The following is a 16,678-nucleotide window of genomic DNA, read 5'->3' on the forward strand; positions in this document are numbered from 1 at the left end:
GTTAAACTAGCTCTGCCGCTAGCGTATTGATTTTTGAGAGCAAAGATTCAAAGTCCGCCGTCGTCAGACACGGGTTCAAAATCGTAAATTTCAATGCAGTTTTATCGTCGACAATGGTTTCACCCAATACCGCGATACCGCGTGTTAACGCTTCTAAGCGCAACGTTTTGTTCAGTTCATCAAGATCCGCTGATTCATGTGTCGCGCGGAACAGAACCGTAGATAGTGATGGTTCAGCCAACAACTCAAAGTGTTTGTTATCTCGAATCATGTCCGCCACTTCAAGCGTCTGTTCAAGCAAATGATCATACATATCGCCTAGGGCTTTTGGCCCTACGCTTTGCATCGTCATAAACACTTTGAGCGCATCAAAACGCTTAGTTGTCGCAATAGACTTATCCACCAAGTTCGGTAGTTCGTCGTGTTCGCGGTTCAAATAGTCTGCATGGTGAAGCAGGAATTTAAAGTTAGACTTGTCATTTACCAATAGCGCACCACAACTGATGGTTTGGTAAAACAGCTTATGGAAGTCTACGCTGATGGAATGTGCACGCTCACAACCTTTCAGACGCGCTTTTTGGCTACTTAGAATCAGAGCTCCACCGTATGCACCGTCGACGTGCATCCACATGTCATGTTTCGCTGCGATATCGGCGATAAAGTCTAAGTCATCAATAGCACCGTGATCCGTTGTACCCGCGGTGCCAACAATGGCAAATGGGATCAAACCTTCTGCTTTGGCCTGATTGAGAACTTCGTCTAACTTAGTGACATCCATCGTTCCATCGGCATTAGCATCGACGGTCATGACCGCTTTTTCACCCAATCCCATCCAAGACGCTGATTTTTGAACCGTGAAGTGGGATTTTTTCGAACATACAATACGTAGCTTGTCTGCGTATTCAGGAAGGCCAAGCTTTTGAATTGAGTGTGCACTGAGTTTGTCAGCAATCCAATCTCGCGCAAGCATCAAACCCATTTGGTTACTTTGCGTGCCGCCGCTCGTGAAGATACCGTCCGCTTTTTCACCTAACTCATATTTATCGCATAGCCAGTTCACAACTTTCTGTTCAACATAAGTCGCTGATGAAGCTTGATCCCATGAGTCCATCGACTGGTTCAAAGCCGCAATCATTGCCTCTGCCGCAATCGCTGGCATCAACGGTGGAGTATGCAGGTGAGCAATACAATCTGGATGTTGAGTAAAAATTGCGTTTTTCGCGACCAGATCAGCAGCATCGTCGATAACGGATTTAAGAGGCGCATTTCCATTATCAAGATCAACGTCGTGAATCGCTGCTTCCAATGCTTTTGGATCCATACCTGAATACGGTGCAGTCACTTGTTCAAACACTGACTTCATTGCCGTAGTAGTGTGATTCATCACCGAAGCAAATTCATTGCTGCCCATCTCTCCAGTGTGGATGAAATGCTTCTTCCATTCATCTTGTGGCTGAGTTTCGATGTGACTACCGCCAGCGGCTAAAATCGCGTCTTCAAATACACGTAAAGCAAAGTCGATTTGCTCAAACGAGATGATAAGAGGAGGAAGGAAACGAATTACTGCGCCTTCGCGTCCACCTTTCTCAACGATCAAGCCACGCTCGAGTGCTGCGCGTTGAATAGAAAGTGTGAGTTCACTATCCGCTTGAGGTTCACCAAATTTATTGAGCTCACCGTTTGGAGTTTTAATCTCCACGCCTAGCATCAAACCTTTGCCACGAACCTCTGCGATACAATTCACACGCTTTTGAATACTTTCAAGGCCGTAGCGCAGGTACTGACCCGCAACATTGGCATGCTCAACAAGGTTATCACGCTGGATAATTTCTAATGCTTTCGCACCAGAGACCATAGCTAGCTGGTTACCACGAAATGTACCTGTGTGCTCGCCCGGCTTCCATGTATCATGTTGCTTGTTGATAACCAATAGCGACATTGGTAAACCACCACCAATTGCTTTTGATAAACACAGAATATCTGGAACAATGCCCGACTCTTCGAACGCGAAATTGTAGCCAGTTTTACCAACACCACACTGGATCTCATCGAAGATCAGTAAGATACCGTGTTCATCACAAATACGACGTAACTCTCGTAGCCAGAATGCTGGCGCAGGAACAACACCACCCTCACCTTGCACTGGCTCCACGATAATCGCGGCAGGCTTCATAATGCCTGACTCATCATCGTTTAAAAGACGATCGATATAGCGGATACTTGCTTTAGCACCTTCATCACCGCCAAGCCCAAAAGGACAACGCAGGTTGTATGGGAAAGGCATAAAGTGCACATCCGACATCAAACCAGTTCGACGAGCTTTCGTGCCTAAGTTACCCATCATCCCCATCGTACCATTAGTCATACCATGGTATGCGCCACGGAAGGCAAACATAGTGTTGCGACCGGTAGTCTGTTTCGCGAGCTTGATAGCAGCTTCAACCGCATCAGCTCCAGACGGGCCACAAAATTGGATAACGCTGTTCTCGCTTAACTCTTGAGGAAGAAAAGACTTAACAGATTGAATAAACGTCGTTTTTGCTGATGTTGCAATATCTAGCGTCTGATATGGCAGTCCTGAATCTAATTGCTCTTTCAGAGCTTGGTTTATTTCAGGATGGTTATACCCCAAAGCTAGAGTGCCTGCCCCCGCAAGGCAGTCTAGAAAGATCTGTCCACGCGTATCTTCAACCAAGCACCCAAAGGCTTGTTTAATTGCGATCGGCAAACGACGTGGATAAGAACGTACTTCAGATTCATGCTCAGCCTGATCAATCAATACTTGATCTGGCGTTAAGTCATACGTTCCCTCAACGATAGGAACCTGAGACGAAAAAATGTTTGCGATATTGCTATCGACTTCAAAGGCAGTGCTCATACTACATAATCCCTTGAATTATAATAATTCTGTATCCTGTATTAATAATCATTAGAATGAAATTACAGGAGGTGTAAATACCCCTCCGCATTTGTCAGTGCATAAATGACAAATACAGATCATCCGCCACGATACTCGCGGCTTTATATGTAAAAGGGATTAATCAAGGTTCTGTAATGCACCCGTTTTGTAAAACAGGACATTTCGGCAGTATGAAGCTGATTAGTGTGTGTTTATTCAAAGGTTTCAATGTTGGGTTTCCCATTAATATGCCGCGTTTACAGCATTAGTATCCCGTCTATCGACAAAAGGCTTTGCCGATACCTACCCTACGCAGTGTCACAATCAGCTTGAATGGTCACTACGCGTATCCCCCAGAGATCAAACGTTGTTAATTACGCTCCGAGATTGCGCGCGAATTTATCACAAAATAAAATCTTCTGGCAACGATTTTTCATATTAGTAACAGTGATGTAAATCACAACAAAACATACCCCATCGTAACTCGCATGTTCATATTCATGAGCTATGCTTTTCTGCTTCTCTCAAACAGCTGTTATTTAAACAAATATTCTTGAGATATCATCACCTCATCCAACAGAGGTTTAAGGTTGTGCTGCTTAATCGTAAAACATTCCTTTCTATATCCGGAACATTTAAAAAGATAGCATTCTCGTCACAGCTTTGCCTGGAGTAAGAGTGGTTATTCACCACAAGTAATGGTTTAAACATAGACTAGTAGGAATAGCTAAGATGTTTTGCAATGGCAGAATTAACAATCACTTGAGTCAATGAGACAAAGGGTTCGCTACTTAACGAAGTCTGTGACAGAAAAGAAGTTTGAGATTTTCAAAAAAATACGAAAAAGGCCTAACATTTTCATGTTAGGCCTTAAATCTGGAGCGACACACGAGGTTCGAACTCGTGACCTCAACCTTGGCAAGGTTGCGCTCTACCAACTGAGCTAGTGTCGCATTTAATATGAGATGGTGCCCCGGGCCGGACTTGAACCGGCACAACGCGAACGTCGAGGGATTTTAAATCCCTTGTGTCTACCAATTCCACCACCAGGGCACACAAATATTCTTTGTGATGCCTTTACAGAAAAGTAAAACACCATCTGATACCGCTAAATGCCATATCAATAAAATTTGGAGCGACACACGAGGTTCGAACTCGTGACCTCAACCTTGGCAAGGTTGCGCTCTACCAACTGAGCTAGTGTCGCATTTTTCTCGAAAGCCATTCGCTCTCAAAAGAATAATGGAGGCGCCTCCCGGAGTCGAACCGAGGTCCACGGATTTGCAATCCGCTGCATAGCCACTCTGCCAAGGCGCCTCATTTGTGAATAAAGCTAAGCTTTTTCATCACCCTTTCGAGCCGTGCTCTCTTGGGTACGGGATGCATTCTACGGATTCGAGCGATCGAGTCAACACTATTTTTATTTTTTTAAATCGTTTGACTAGAATTTGTGCGAAAGACGATGGATTGCTTAGTTTTAATACTAAAAATCGCTTAAATACACTTGTTTATCATAAAACTTTGGCTACGCCTTACACTGCTGGCAGTGCGTTGCGTGCATTGAAGTATTAATAATCAGAAGACTCGCCTCTCTAAGACTCTCCAAGGACAAAAACAAGACTTAGATCACAAATGGAACTCTATCGAAGCAAAAGCCCCAGATACAAATTGCAAGCATGGCCGTTAACAAGCATTGAAAAGCGAGAGAAGCAAAAAATGCTGTAGATTGCCTTAGATACAAAAAAGCAGGCTACTAAGCCTGCTTTCTAACATCAGAATTTAATGGTGCTCTTCATTCAACAGATCGTCTTTCGCAGCAGCTAAATATTGAATCATTGACCAATATGTCAAGAAAGTTGCCACATACAAGGCCGCAAAGCCTAGCCAAACCATCCATTCATCGTAACGCCATATCAACACCCATAAGGCGAACATTTGCGAGACAGTTTTTACTTTGCCAACCCAAGATACCGCAACACTCGCTCGCTTACCGATTTCAGCCATCCATTCTCGCAATGCTGAGATAATGATTTCTCGCGCAATCATCGTTACCGCAGGAATGGTCACCCAAATTGAATGATAATGTTCCGTGATTAGAATCAATGCCGTTGCCACTAGCACTTTATCAGCGACAGGATCAATAAACGCGCCAAAACGAGAAGTTTGGCCAAGTTTACGGGCCAACATGCCGTCAAGCCAGTCAGTAAAACCCGCTACCCAAAACACCATTGCTGCTGCAAACGGTGCCCATGAATAAGGTAGATAAAAGACAACCACAAAAACAGGGATTAGGAACAGTCTAAGAAGAGACAGAATGTTCGGGATATTCAAACGCATTTTATTATTCTCTTACACATTGCGGCTTAATGTTGCGCGATTTTCCTTATTGTTTCAATGCTTGGAAAATAATTTCTGCTAAAGAGTGACTTATTCCCGGTACTTTGGCGATTTCTTCGACACTTGCACGTTTAAGTTCTTGTAACCCACCCATGTACTTGAGTAACGCCTGACGTCGTTTAGGGCCGATTCCCTCAATCCCTTCGAGTGCACTCGTACGTCTGGTTTTACCTCGCTTAGCACGGTGCCCCGCTATAGCATGGTTATGGCTTTCATCACGAATATGTTGAATAAGATGCAGCGCAGGAGCATCGCTTGGTAAATGAAACTCGTCCCCATCGACTGTAATCAGCGTTTCTAAACCTGGTTTGCGAGTAACGCCTTTTGCAATACCAATCATGATAGGACGCTTTGGCCAATCCCCCCAGTACTGCGAAATGATGTCATGCGCACGATTTAACTGACCTTTACCGCCATCGATAAAGATGATGTCGGGAATTTTCTCTACGTCCAATTGCTTCGAATAACGGCGCTCTAATGCCTGTCCCATCGCTGCGTAGTCATCGCCACCCGTAATGCCTGTGATATTGTAACGACGGTATTCCTGTTTAACGGGCCCTTCACTGTTGAACACCACACAAGATGCAATCGTACTTTCCCCCATAGTATGGGAGATATCAAAACACTCCATTCGAGCTATAGACTCCAACTCCAATGTTTCGCGAAGCGCATGAAAACGCTGATTAATCGTCATCTTGTGATTGATTTTGGTGGTAATCGCCGTTAGTGCATTCGTGTTCGAAAGCTTGAGATACCTTGCTCGGGAGCCAGTTGGCGACGTATGAAAATGAACCTTACGGCCTGCCACTTCACTTAACGCTTTCTGTATTGGCGCAATATCTTCTGCCAACTCTTGATTCAAAATAATACGAGAAGGAATTGTACGTGCTTCGTTATGGCTCAAATAGTATTGAGTCAGAAAACTATCGAACACTTCCTGCTGGCTTGTATTTTGTGGGATTTTCGGAAAATGGCTACGGCTACCAAGCAATTTACCTTGGCGTATCATCAGGATATGGATACACGCGATACCATTCTCCTGAGCAAACCCGAGTACATCCATATCATCCATGCTGTCTTCTGAGACGTACTGCTGCTCTTGAACACGTCTAATCGCTTGGATTTGATCGCGAAATTTAGCGGCATCTTCAAAGCGCAACTGCTGACTGGCATCTTCCATTTTCTCAATCAACTGTTTGAGTACTTGCTGATCTTTGCCTTGCAAAAACATGCGCACAAAGCCAACCAACTCTGCATATTCTTCATCAGAAATGATGGTATTAACGCATGGTCCTGCACAACGACCAATTTGGTACATCAAACATGGGCGCGTTCGGTTGGAATAGACAGTGTCTTCACACTGGCGCACAGGAAATATCTTTTGCAGCAAATGCAATGTTTCTCTTACTGCACCAGAATCTGGGTAGGGGCCAAAATATTCACCTTTGCGCTTCTTGGCGCCACGGTGGATAGAAAGCCGTGGGTGCTTATGACCGCTAATAAAGATATAAGGGTAAGACTTATCATCTCGCAGCAACACATTGTATTTCGGCAAATACTGCTTGATGTAGTTATGCTCTAGGATCAGCGCTTCTGTCTCAGTGTGAGTCACCGTGACGTCTATTTTGGCGATATTACTGACAAGCGCGCGAGTTTTCTCACTGTCTACTTTTTTTCGAAAGTAGCTTGAAAGGCGCTTTTTAAGGTCTTTGGCTTTACCTACGTAGATTACAACAGCTTCGGCGTTGTACATTCTGTAAACGCCGGGCTGATGAGTTACTGTCTTGAGAAAGGAAGCCGAATCGAAAGGAGGATTCACGCTAAAGGGTCTCGGTGTCCAGCATTCCGTGGCGAATCGCTAAGTGAGTTAACTCAACGTCACCATTAATGTCCAATTTACTAAAGAGTCGGTAGCGATAGCTGTTGACTGTCTTTGGACTTAAATTAAGTTGCTCAGAAATATCCGTTACCTTTTGGCCTTTGGTGATCATAAGCATGATCTGCAATTCACGTTCGGATAAGTCTTTAAAAGGGTTCTCAGAGGCTGGAGAAAATTGACTCAATGCCATCCGCTGCGCAATCTCTGGTGAGATGTAACGCTGACCACTATTAACTACACGAATCGCATTCACCATTTCGTCAGGGCCAGCACCTTTGGTTAAATAACCAGACGCACCTGCCTGCATCACCTTGGTTGGAAACGGGTTTTCTGTATGAACGGTAAGTACGATGATTTTCACATCAGGATTCACGCGAAGAATTTTTTTAGTGGCTTCCAAGCCACCAATTCCTGGCATGTTCATGTCCATTAAAACGACGTCAGCATGATTACTGCGACACCATTTTACTGCATCTTCACCGCTGTCAGCTTCTCCTGCTACGTTCATTCCACGGACGTCTTCAATAATACGTCGTATCCCTGTGCGAACCAGCTCGTGATCATCTACAAGGAAAACATTTATCAAACTTGTATCTCCACACTTTGTATTGGTTCTGCACCCACATAACCATTATTTGTTAAATGTGGATATCAGTATGACTGCCTATATACTAACGTAATCGACAAAAAATTGCTTTCTATGAATATGTGCTGAAACGCAAACTTTAGCAAGAACTTATTCATAAACCACTCTATTATTTTAGAGCGTGATGAGCAGAACCGAAATCTAAGAAAAGACAATTAACAACATTAAGTACAATAAATCAAGTAACTAGGTTTCATATTGCCCAGAGAAACACGCTATAACTTAAAATGACACTGTCCCTCTTGCACCAAAGACTAACTTGTAATCACTAATTCCAGCAAAAATTTGAGACGCTTTCTTTACTGGTTATTTTTACAGTTCTTAGTGTTAAACTAACGTTCTTCAAGTTTTCTAAGGTTTCTCACATTTGAATATTCAACAAGGCTTCCTGCTAACTCGACAGGCACGAGACATCAAAGGTCAAACTCAAATCGAGCTGTGGCTTTCGACAGAAGCAGGTCCTACTCAGTTACTTATTAATGGTGAGAAGCCAGTATTTTTCATCGCTCAGAAACACTCAGAACAAGCAAAGACACTCGCACGAGAAAAAAACATATTCGTCGACATCCGCCTTTTGGATCTCAAAACGTTTGAACATACGCCTCTTGCTGCCTGCTATACCAATGTAACCAGAGACGCTCTCGCACTCAAAGACACATTCGCTCAAAAAGATATCACTACGTATGAAAGTGATATTCGCCTCGCCGATCGCTACCTAATGGAGCGTTTTATCAAAGGCAGTATCGAGTTTACAGGCAATGTGACTCGCACCAATGGCTACCAACGCGTCCAAAGCGCAAAATGCCGTGCGGGGCAATATGAGCCGAAGTTAAACGTTGTCTCGTTAGATCTAGAATGCTCTGAGAAAGGCATTCTTTACTCAATCGGATTAAACAGCGTCATGGATTCCCGCGTTATCATGATCGGAGAACCAGAACCTTCGGAGACACCGATACAATGGGTTAAGGATGAAAAAGCGCTTCTAGAAGCACTCATCGTTTGGTTTAAACAATTCGACCCCGATGTCATTGTCGGTTGGAACGTCATTGATTTTGACTTTCGTCTGCTACACAAACGAGCAGAATGGCACAACATGAAGCTAATGCTTGGTAGAGCAGACCAAGCCAGCTTTTTCAGAAGTTCATCTCAAAGCCAACAAGGGTTTATTTCCATTCCAGGGCGAGTTGTAATGGACGGTATCGATACGTTAAAAACGGCGACTTATCACTTTCGATCTTGGTCATTAGAGTCTGTATCTCAAGAACTCTTAGGGGAAGGGAAAGAAATCCACAACGTTCATGACCGCATGGATGAGATCAATCGTATGTACCGCTCCGACAAACCATCGCTGGCTAAATATAATTTACAAGACTGCGTGTTAGTGAATAAGATTTTCAATCACACTCACCTGCTCGACTTTGCAATAGAGCGCTCTCGTCTCACTGGTGTCGAACTGGATCGTGTCGGCGGTTCGGTTGCAGCATTCACAAACCTATACATGCCTCAGATACACCGAGCAGGCTACGTTGCCCCAAACCTACACCCTGAAAATTGGATTGCGAGCCCCGGCGGTTACGTGATGGACTCCATCCCTAACCTATATGATTCTGTTTTAGTATTGGATTTTAAGAGTCTATATCCATCGATTATTCGCTCTTTCTTGATTGATCCTATGGGTTTAGTTGAGGGGTTATTGCTCGATATTGGAAAAGAAGAAAATCAGGCTGTACCTGGCTTTCGCGGTGGGCAGTTCCATCGTACGAAACACTTTTTACCAGAAATGATTGAAAAGCTTTGGGCAGCACGTGATGTTGCAAAGAAGAACAATGAAAAAGCTTTTTCTCAGGCAATCAAAATCATCATGAACTCCTTTTATGGCGTACTGGGCTCATCGGGATGTCGTTTCTTTGATACTCGGTTAGCTTCTAGTATTACCATGCGCGGACATGAAATCATGAAGCAAACTAAGGTGCTGATTGAGGAGCAAGGATATCAAGTGATTTACGGCGATACGGATTCCACATTCGTGTCGTTGAATCGACCATACAGTCAAGTAGAAGCTGACGCTGTTGGAAATCAATTAGTTGATTACATCAACTCTTGGTGGCAAGAACACCTGCGTTCTGAGTACAACCTAACATCTATGTTGGAAATCGAGTATGAAACCCATTATCGCAGATTCCTTATGCCAACGATTCGTGGCGCAGAAACTGGCTCGAAAAAGCGCTATGCGGGTTTAATCGGTGAAGGAGAGCAAGAACGGATTGTATTTAAAGGGTTAGAAAGTGCCCGTACTGACTGGACCTCGTTAGCACAGAAATTTCAAAATACACTCTATAGCATGATTTTCCATGGTGAAGATCCAAGCGACTATGTCCGAGAGATGGTTGAGAAAACTAACAACGGTGAATTTGATGAACAGTTGGTGTATCAAAAGCGACTGCGCAGAAAACTGCATGAGTATCAGAAGAACGTCCCGCCACAAGTGCGTGCAGCTCGTTTAGCGGATGAGATAAATGCCAAGCTTGGCCGCCCATTACAGTATCAAAACAAAGGGCGAATTGAATACATTATTACCGTGAACGGCCCTGAACCTTATGAGTACCTCAATAGCCCTATTGATTATCAACATTACATTGATAAACAACTCAAACCTGTTGCGGATGCGATTCTCCCTTTCATTGGGACGGACTTTGACAGGCTTTCAGCGCCACAAATGGGGTTGTTTTAGCCGATACGAAACTCTGTTTTCTGGTACTGTTTGACTAACCAATCACCAAACGCATCAATTAACCCGATAACAGAACGCTTGGGAATCCCCCGGCCAGAAAGTAAAATTTCTAGCCGCTCGATCTCAAGCTGCTTTTCAGGATGATAAGTTAAGAATACCTTGCCACATTGTATAGGGTCATCAAACCAACGTTTATCTCGATACATCACCAAAGAGTATGACGCTCTTAGTAACTTTTTAGCAATCACGCGCTGGGCGGCCACCTGCTCTTCTATCGTCTTCGCTTGTACGATTTTTTTGCGATAAGCCGTAATCCAATCTTCCACATCCATATTCCAGTGCTTAGCAATTTCCCAACTTGGGACGTAATCACCAAAACAGTCTGCTAGATCATCACCATAAACACAGACACAGCAATGCTTAAGCATAAAGCCCCAAGTGAAAATACTATCTAAATTAGCTACTTCGCTCACTAAGGCTGTACGGACCGATACACCATTAACGTGAGGGTAACTCTGCTGCGCACGCCACTTAATTGTGTTGAGCAAAGTCGCGCGATTGTGCTCAAAGGATGATTGAGTAACGACAACCAGGTCTAAGTTCGACCTTCCTGCGATCGCTGTTTTACGAGCAACACTACCGTATACATAAACGCTGTGTAAGTTTTGCCCCAGTCCACCTTTGAGACAAGCGGTGACTTCCCTAATTAAAGGCGCAAACTCTGGTTGAAATGGTTGTTTAGGATCGATAACAGGCAGAGACATGACTTAAAACGTGTTCTCAGATGGTTCAAGAAGTTGGACTATATGTTCTCTTAGCCGACTCACTGAATCAAGTCCATTCAGGTGTTTAGTCATGGGAGTAACAACAAATTTCTGCAATGAATTTTAATGCTAGGCGGCTAACTTAGCGCTATAATCACCGAGTTTTGCTTAATAAGTATGAATAGGAATATACAATGCCAAAGGCAAGTGAAATCAAAAAAGGCTTCGCAATCGAGTCTAATGGTAAAACTCTTCTCGTTAAAGACATCGAAGTAACGACTCCTGGCGGTCGTGGCGGCGCTAAAATCTACAAAATGCGTTGTACAGATCTAAACACGGGCGCACGTGTAGATGAGCGTTACAAGTCTGATGACGTTGTTGAAACGGTAGAAATGAACAAACGTGCAGTTGTGTACTCATACGCTGACGGCGATGAGCACATCTTCATGGATAACGAAGACTACTCACAATACACATTCAAGCACAATGAAGTTGAAGACGACATGCTGTTCATCAACGAAGATACACAAGGTATCCACATTATCCTTGTTAACGGTGCTGCAGTGGGTATTGAACTACCATCTTCTGTTGAGCTAGTGATTGAAGAAACTGACCCTTCAATCAAAGGTGCTTCGGCATCTGCTCGTACTAAACCAGCACGCTTCGCTTCAGGTCTTGTCATCCAGGTTCCTGAGTACATTGCAACTGGTGACCGAGTTATCATTAACACAGCTGAACGTAAATACATGAGCCGAGCATAAGCATGTCTGATTTGATTTCTTACGACGACGTCATCGACGCAGCGTACGACATTTTCCTTGAGATGGCTCCAGATAACCTAGAGCCTGCTGACGTGATTCTGTTTACTGCGCAATTTGAAGATCGTGGTGCCGCAGAACTTGTTGAAACTGGTGATGACTGGGTTGAACATGTTGGCTTCGAGATCGACAAAGAAGTATATGCAGAGGTTCGTATCGGCCTAGTAAATGAGGAAAATGACGTTCTTGATGACGTATTTGCTCGTATGCTAATCAGCCGAGACCCTGAACATAAGTTCTGCCATATGCTTTGGAAACGCGATTAACGTTTCTTCATCATGAACAAAGATACCAGCCTAGTGCTGGTATTTTTTTATCTGTTGTTTTCGTCTAGCTGAGATATTTGTTTATACAAAGCACCCTGCTCTATATAGGCTTTAGATCCTTTTGTTATGTAACAGATAAGAAAAAGGCTTGCCCAATTGGCAAGCCTTTCTGATGTTTTGCTATCGATTAACGATGCTTGTTGCGTGCGCCTTGGTCACCAGCAGTCTTCTTCGGCTTACGACGAGAAGGGTTGTTGCTGCGACCTTTTGGCGTGTTAACACGCTCTTCATGGCGCTTAACTGCGCGACGAATTTTTTGGCTGCGTGCACGCTCACGTTTGCGTGACGTGTTGTCTTTGTTCAGATCAAGCATGGTTTCTTTCTCTGGACGAAGCTCTACAAGCTCACGCAAGTAGTTTACTTCTTTCAGGTCAAGCTCCATCCAACCGCCACGAGGCAGTTTCTTGTCTAAGAAGATGTCGCCGTAACGAACACGTTTCAGACGGCTAACGGTACACTCTTGCGATTCCCATAGTCGACGAACTTCGCGGTTACGACCTTCGTTGATAACAACGTAAAACGTGTGGTTCATGCCTTCACCACCCGCGTAAACAACATCTTCAAAGCGAGCTAAACCGTCTTCCAGTTCAACACCTTTCACTAGATTACGAACTTTCTGTTCAGTTACTTCACCGAACACACGTACTAGGTATTCACGTTCAACTTGGCGGCTTGGGTGCATTAAGCGGTTCGCCAGTTCACCATCCGTTGTGAAAAGTAGAAGACCAGAAGTGTTCGCATCCAGACGACCAACTGAAATCCAACGAGAGCCACGAATTTTTGGCAGACGATCAAAAACAGTACGACGACCTTCTGGATCGTGACGAGTACACAGTTCACCCTCAGGTTTGTAGTACGCAAGTACACGACAAATCACTTCTTCTTGAATCTTTGCAGAGACAATGTGACCATCGATACGAACTACGCTGCTCTCGTCTTCAAGTCTTTCACCAAGCTTAGCGACTACACCGTTCACGCTAACGCGACCAGATTTAATTAACGATTCAATCTCACGACGAGAACCGTGACCAGCACGTGCTAATACTTTTTGTAACTTTTCGCTCATTTATCTACCTATGTGTCGTCTTCACAGACGTCTAGACCAGGATTGGTCTGCATTTTGCTATTTACCCATTTCAGTGGGATTTTTCGGTCGGACATTATACGTAACTTTCTTAGTTAATGTAAGCTAAATCGGCGCCATTCTCCACACCAAAATTCACTTCAAAAATGACCGAAATATTTGTCCTATTCTGCAACTTTTTTACTACTTAATGCAGGCATTGCTTAACGAGAATCCCACTAATATCGGTCTTCCTGAACCACTTTAACCACGCTGTACCTGATAAAATTGTCAGGGTTACAACAATAACCACTTGGGGTGTGTTTACTGTTCGTATTGCTAGAAAGCAACGAAGAATAAGCCGTCCCTGTTTGCTGCTAAGTAATACCAATCACCGCAGACAATGAGCGCTCATAGCAAAACAAGGTCGTGGGTAACAAGACAAAAATTGTCTTTAAGTCATTAGTTCACATCAAAAATAACACTAATGCTATCGTGTACTCTGACTCTCTAGGTTCGCTCTGCACTCTTGGCGATTGGCATAAATCAGACAAAAAGGAATAGAACAATGTCTATGCTAAATCTCGACCTAAATTGGATTTTTGGGACATCTCAAGATGACGATATGACAGGCACAAAAGGCTCTGAAACAACCGATATTTTCTTCGGCTTCTGTGGTGATGATAAGTTTGTAGGATACGGAGGTAATGATATTGTCTTCGGTGGCTGGGGAGATGATACCTTGCTTGGTGGCCGAGGTAACGACTTTGTTTCTGGCGGCTTTGGAAACGATTTCCTATCCGGCGGATTAGGAAACGACAAACTCTTTGGTGGCTGTGGCGACGACACAATTTTTGATTATTCAGGCAACAACTACTTGAGTGGTGGCTGGGGTAACGACACGCTCGTTGTTGGTGATGGTGAATCGGTACTGAGCGGTGGCTGTGGAGACGACACCTTCGTGCTTACAAACCGCCTGGCTATTGGTGTACCTGATCAGCCAGTGTCTTCCAACGATATTGATGTTAAAGCCGACATTGTCGATTTTAATATTTTCCATGACAAACTTGTCTTTGATATGGGCCGAGACACTGATAACGATGGCATTCGAGATACGTTCTTGGATTCAGCGGATGATCTGACTTTATCTTACAATGAATGTGGCTGGGCAGTATTCTCAAGTGATGAATACAATGTTGAAGTGACACTAAACGGTGTGAGCTCTGCATACATCAACTATGCAGAACAAAATGGTATCGACATTTTCGATTTCGCTTAACCTCAATCAGTTAAGTTCAATGAGATATTCGATATGACAACTAAAATAGGAGGCGCGATGCCTCCTATTTTGTTTGACGGTGGTGTGCGTCTACTATTCGAATGGTGCAGGGTCACCAGATCCCAAACGAACCACAACAGGTTCACCTTCGCTAAAGTCAATTACAGTCGTAGGTTGTTCACCTAAGTAACCGCCATTAAGAATCACATCAACCGCATGTTCTAGTTTATCGCGAATATCCTCTGGATCAGATTCTGTTACGTCACTGCCAGGTAGAATCAACGACGTAGACATCATCGGCTCACCTAATGCTTCCAACAAGTCCAAGGCAATTTGATTGTCTGGAACACGGATACCGATGGTCTTACGTTTTGCATTCATCAAACGACGCGGCACTTCTTTTGTGCCTTTGAAGATGAAGGTGTAAGGACCTGGTGTGTTATTTTTCAGCAGTCGGAATGCAGAGTTATCCACTCGCGCATAGAGAGAAAGCTCCGACAAATCACGACACAGTAAAGTAAAGTTATGCTTATCATCCAGACGACGAATCTGACAGATTCGTTCCAGTGCCTGTTTGTTCTCCAACTGACAGCCAAGTGCGTACCCTGAATCAGTAGGGTAAACCACAACGCCGCCGTTACGAATGATTGCTACTGCTTGATTAATCAAGCGAGCCTGTGGGTTTTCTGGGTGAACGTAAAAAAACTGGCTCATTGTAATTCCTCATTATCGAGCCTCTCGGCTCTATATTTTTATGGGTTCTCGACTTCGTATTACTGAGTATTATTCAACGAAGGATCTATTCCCCAATCTTTCCAAACTGGTTCGACGCCAGCAGGCAACCATAGGTTCCTTCCTAGCTCCATCCACGGTGATGGGTAGTGAAAATCACTGCCTTGAGAGGCTAATAGTTTGTATTGTATAGCATAATCAGCCAAGTTGCGCCTTTCTTGTTGCGCTTGCTGTGGCTGTGCAACTTCCATCGCATCACCACCCGCTTCGACAAACGCTGCTAGAAGACGCTTAATCCACTTCGCTGTCAACTTATATCTACCAGGATGCGCTAATACCGCCATTCCACCAGCCGCATGGATAGCATCAACCGCATCCTTCATCGAACACCAATTCGGTGGTACATAACCTGGGTTATTACGCGTTAGGTATTTTTTAAACACCATTTGCATGGTTTTTGCGTAACCATTATCTACCAACCATTTCGCGAAATGCGCTCTTGTCACTGGAGCATCACCGGCGATTTGCCTTACCTCTTCAAGCACACCTACTCGAGTTGCTTTTTGTAGTCGCTCTGCAATTAACTCAGATCGTGTTATGCGATGCTGCTTCTGCTGTTCTATGAGGGCAGATAATTGTTCATTTTCCGGATCAATATTCAGGCCGACAATATGAATGTCTTTGTTTTGCCAGACGGTCGATATCTCAATGCCATTGATGATTTTTATCGGCAAATTATTATCTTGAACGTATTGCTTAGCTAACGCCAAACCGTCAACCGTATCGTGATCAGTGATCGCCAAAACCTCGATATCAAAACTCAGCGCCCTTTCCACTAAATCTTTAGGTTCTAACCGACCGTCCGATGCAGTGGTGTGACTATGTAAATCAATTCTCATATTTTTATCGTTTTAATGCCGTTTTGGGGTTGACTTTTTACTCTCGCACTAGTTAACTAGTACACAAATACAAAGTACGTAATTTAAGGTTCACCATGTTACAAGAATTTAACCAAAACCAAAAAGCGAAAGTTGCGGTTTGTCTTAATAAGGCAAACTCATCAGATCTTGCTTGGTGGCGCACTTGGACTAGTTCTTGGTGGGCAAACGTATACTTCTAGTTTATAGAACCAAACGTTGTAAAG

General features: G+C 43.9%; 13 protein-coding genes, 4 tRNA genes and 1 other annotated feature (1 of these 18 only partly in view). Of the genes, 5 read left to right on the forward strand and 12 right to left on the reverse strand.

The genetic code is table 11. The features are described from left to right. Position 1: 1 nt before the first annotated feature. The 8 genes from KI742_RS14140 to uvrY all read right to left on the reverse strand — a co-directional run bounded on the left by KI742_RS14140 (position 2) and on the right by uvrY (position 7,761). Positions 2 to 2,878 (reverse strand): pyridoxal phosphate-dependent class III aminotransferase, encoded by a 2,877-nt coding sequence (locus KI742_RS14140; RefSeq protein WP_053350827.1) that lies wholly within the window; start codon positions 2,876 to 2,878, stop codon positions 2 to 4. A gap of 898 nt (positions 2,879 to 3,776) precedes the next feature. Continuing rightward, a tRNA-Gly gene (locus KI742_RS14145) sits at positions 3,777 to 3,852 on the reverse strand. Positions 3,853 to 3,865: 13 nt separating this feature from the next. Next, a tRNA-Leu gene (locus tag KI742_RS14150) sits at positions 3,866 to 3,952 on the reverse strand. Positions 3,953 to 4,030: 78 nt separating this feature from the next. Further along, a tRNA-Gly gene (locus tag KI742_RS14155) sits at positions 4,031 to 4,106 on the reverse strand. A 36-nt stretch (positions 4,107 to 4,142) separates the two neighbouring features. Next, positions 4,143 to 4,216, reverse strand: a tRNA-Cys gene (locus tag KI742_RS14160). Positions 4,217 to 4,678: 462 nt separating this feature from the next. Continuing rightward, complete coding sequence (pgsA, locus tag KI742_RS14165; protein WP_005394805.1) at positions 4,679 to 5,236, reverse strand: CDP-diacylglycerol--glycerol-3-phosphate 3-phosphatidyltransferase; 558 nt, start codon at positions 5,234 to 5,236, stop codon at positions 4,679 to 4,681. 46 nt (positions 5,237 to 5,282) lie between these two features. Then, positions 5,283 to 7,115, reverse strand: coding sequence for an excinuclease ABC subunit UvrC (gene uvrC / locus KI742_RS14170; protein WP_213970691.1), 1,833 nt, complete (start codon positions 7,113 to 7,115; stop codon positions 5,283 to 5,285). Position 7,116: 1 nt separating this feature from the next. Beyond that, positions 7,117 to 7,761, reverse strand: a complete 645-nt coding sequence (uvrY, locus tag KI742_RS14175) for a UvrY/SirA/GacA family response regulator transcription factor (RefSeq protein WP_029855354.1) — start codon at positions 7,759 to 7,761, stop codon at positions 7,117 to 7,119. A gap of 427 nt (positions 7,762 to 8,188) precedes the next feature. On the opposite strand from uvrY, the gene KI742_RS14180 reads away from it, so the two are divergent. Beyond that, positions 8,189 to 10,552: a DNA polymerase II gene (locus KI742_RS14180; protein ID WP_285385629.1), complete on the forward strand. Its 2,364-nt coding sequence runs from the start codon at positions 8,189 to 8,191 to the stop codon at positions 10,550 to 10,552. On the opposite strand, the gene KI742_RS14185 is transcribed toward KI742_RS14180, so the two are convergent. Beyond that, complete coding sequence (locus tag KI742_RS14185) at positions 10,549 to 11,316, reverse strand: nucleotidyltransferase domain-containing protein (protein WP_285385627.1); 768 nt, start codon at positions 11,314 to 11,316, stop codon at positions 10,549 to 10,551. The two genes, KI742_RS14180 and KI742_RS14185, sit on opposite strands and share 4 nt — an antisense overlap. Positions 11,317 to 11,510: 194 nt before the next feature. On the opposite strand from KI742_RS14185, the gene yeiP reads away from it, so the two are divergent. Then, positions 11,511 to 12,077, forward strand: a complete 567-nt coding sequence (yeiP, locus tag KI742_RS14190) for an elongation factor P-like protein YeiP (protein WP_005376801.1) — start codon at positions 11,511 to 11,513, stop codon at positions 12,075 to 12,077. Between the two features lie 2 nt (positions 12,078 to 12,079). Beyond that, positions 12,080 to 12,400: an HI1450 family dsDNA-mimic protein gene (locus tag KI742_RS14195; RefSeq protein WP_005376800.1), complete on the forward strand. Its 321-nt coding sequence runs from the start codon at positions 12,080 to 12,082 to the stop codon at positions 12,398 to 12,400. 187 nt (positions 12,401 to 12,587) lie between these two features. On the opposite strand, the gene rluB is transcribed toward KI742_RS14195, so the two are convergent. Then, positions 12,588 to 13,526, reverse strand: a complete 939-nt coding sequence (rluB, locus tag KI742_RS14200) for a 23S rRNA pseudouridine(2605) synthase RluB (RefSeq protein ID WP_005376798.1) — start codon at positions 13,524 to 13,526, stop codon at positions 12,588 to 12,590. A 565-nt stretch (positions 13,527 to 14,091) separates the two neighbouring features. On the opposite strand from rluB, the gene KI742_RS14205 reads away from it, so the two are divergent. Continuing rightward, positions 14,092 to 14,802: a calcium-binding protein gene (locus KI742_RS14205; protein ID WP_005376796.1), complete on the forward strand. Its 711-nt coding sequence runs from the start codon at positions 14,092 to 14,094 to the stop codon at positions 14,800 to 14,802. 93 nt (positions 14,803 to 14,895) lie between these two features. On the opposite strand, the gene KI742_RS14210 is transcribed toward KI742_RS14205, so the two are convergent. Both KI742_RS14210 and KI742_RS14215 read right to left on the reverse strand, forming a co-directional pair. Further along, on the reverse strand, positions 14,896 to 15,516 hold the full coding sequence (locus tag KI742_RS14210; RefSeq protein WP_005376791.1) for an L-threonylcarbamoyladenylate synthase: 621 nt from the start codon (positions 15,514 to 15,516) through the stop codon (positions 14,896 to 14,898). Positions 15,517 to 15,575: 59 nt separating this feature from the next. Then, on the reverse strand, positions 15,576 to 16,433 hold the full coding sequence (locus tag KI742_RS14215) for a PHP domain-containing protein (RefSeq protein WP_005386777.1): 858 nt from the start codon (positions 16,431 to 16,433) through the stop codon (positions 15,576 to 15,578). A gap of 95 nt (positions 16,434 to 16,528) precedes the next feature. Between KI742_RS14215 and KI742_RS14220 the strand changes: the two genes are divergently transcribed. Further along, the gene (locus tag KI742_RS14220; protein ID WP_005376787.1) at positions 16,529 to 16,654 is read left to right on the forward strand and encodes a trp operon leader peptide; all 126 of its coding nucleotides are present in this window, start codon (positions 16,529 to 16,531) and stop codon (positions 16,652 to 16,654) included. Continuing rightward, positions 16,601 to 16,678 (forward strand) — a sequence feature (Trp leader region); it runs 26 nt beyond the window's last position. (Overlaps the previous gene by 54 nt.)

Origin of the sequence: Vibrio sp. D417a, from assembly GCF_030248595.1 — a bacterium.
Taxonomy (GTDB): Bacteria; Pseudomonadota; Gammaproteobacteria; order Enterobacterales; family Vibrionaceae; genus Vibrio; species Vibrio alginolyticus.